This is a genomic window from Methylorubrum zatmanii (genome assembly GCF_014845115.1).
Taxonomy (GTDB): domain Bacteria; phylum Pseudomonadota; class Alphaproteobacteria; order Rhizobiales; family Beijerinckiaceae; genus Methylobacterium; species Methylobacterium zatmanii.
On the sequence record NZ_NKUI01000268.1, the window covers coordinates 1 to 1,413 of the forward strand.

1 protein-coding gene is annotated in these 1,413 nt (G+C 68.6%); it reads right to left on the reverse strand.

From position 1 onward, the window contains the following. Positions 1-254: 254 nt before the first annotated feature. Positions 255-1,283: an IS110-like element ISMmg1 family transposase gene (locus MZTS_RS23030; RefSeq protein ID WP_009867760.1), complete on the reverse strand. Its 1,029-nt coding sequence runs from the start codon at positions 1,281-1,283 to the stop codon at positions 255-257. Positions 1,284-1,413 lie beyond the last annotated feature (130 nt).

Sequence of the window (1,413 nt, forward strand, 5' to 3'; positions counted from 1 at the left end):
AACGTATGGCCCGCCCCGTCCGCAAGTGGCTCTGGATCCGCTGGTCTGAGCAGTCTGCATAAACGTATCCGGCCTTCTGGCAGAGCCGTTGGCCAAGATGGAGATCCGCGCGTCCTGGGCCTCATAAAGGGGTCGGCGTCATGCGCCATTTTTGCCGGGAGGCTTCCAGAACACCGGTCGACTGTCAGGCCATCTTCCTCTCACCGCTCGCAGACGTCGGAAGGCCGGCGCCCGCCGCGCCGGCCGAACTCGGATCAGGCGGCTACGGCCGTTGCCTCGTAGACGCGCCCGTGGCGCAGCAGCGCCCAGACGATGCGCGCCATCTTGGCTGCCAATGCCACCACCGCCGTGTTGGTGTGCGCTCGCGCCAGCAACCCGCGCAGCCACTGCCCGAGCCGCGTGTCACCCTGCCGGAGCGTCGGCATCGCGGCCCGGGCGCCCTGGATGAGCGTCTTGCGCAGGTACTTGCTGCCGCGCTTGGTGATGCCGACGAGCTTGGGCTTCCCTCCGGTCGTGACCTGCCGCGGTACGAGGCCGAGCCAGGCTGCCAGGTCGCGCCCGCGCGCGAAGGTGGCCACGTCGCCGATGGCCGCAACCAGCGCGGTCGCGTTGAGCGCGCCGATGCCCGGGATGGTCGTCAGCCGCCGCGCGTTCTCGTCCGTGCGCGCCTGCTCGGCGAACTCGGCATCCAGCGCGGCGATGCGCCGGTCGAGGCTCTGCCAGCGCTCGCGCACCTCCGCCACAAGGGTGCGCATGCGCGCTGTGAGGGAGGAGCCCGCCTCCGTGTCGAGTAACTCGGTTAGACAGGCAGCCAGCTTGGCCCGCCCCTGCGCTACCACATAGCCGCGCTCCAGAAGGATGGCGCGGACCTGGTTCATCAGCGCCGTGCGCTCGCCCACGAGCTGGTCGCGGACCCGGTGCAGGGTCTGCACGTCGAGCTGCGCCTCGGATTTGAGCGCCACGAACCGCATCGTTGGGCGGGTGGCCGCCTCGGCGATGGCTTCGGCGTCGCGGTCGTCGTTCTTCTGCGCCTTGACGTACGGGCGCACGTATTCCGGCGACATCAGTCGGACCGTGTGCCCCTGCTCCACGAGGGCTCGGCCCATGTGGTGCGCACCGCAGCACGCCTCCATTGCCACGACGCACCCCGGCAACTTCGCGCTGAAGGCGATCACCGTCTCGCGCCGCATCCGGCGGCGCAGCACGACCCGCCCAGTCCCGTCCAGCCCGACCAGGCTGCAGCTGTTCTTGCCCAGATCGATCCCCAGCACCGCGATCGTCATCGTCCCGCTCCATCCCTTCAACTTAGCGACCCTGCAAGGCTAGCAGGGCAGCCCGGTGAGGGGCGGGCCATCCATAAAGCTGTCTCTTATAAACATCTCCGAGCCCACGAAACAGGCAGAAAATTCGAAG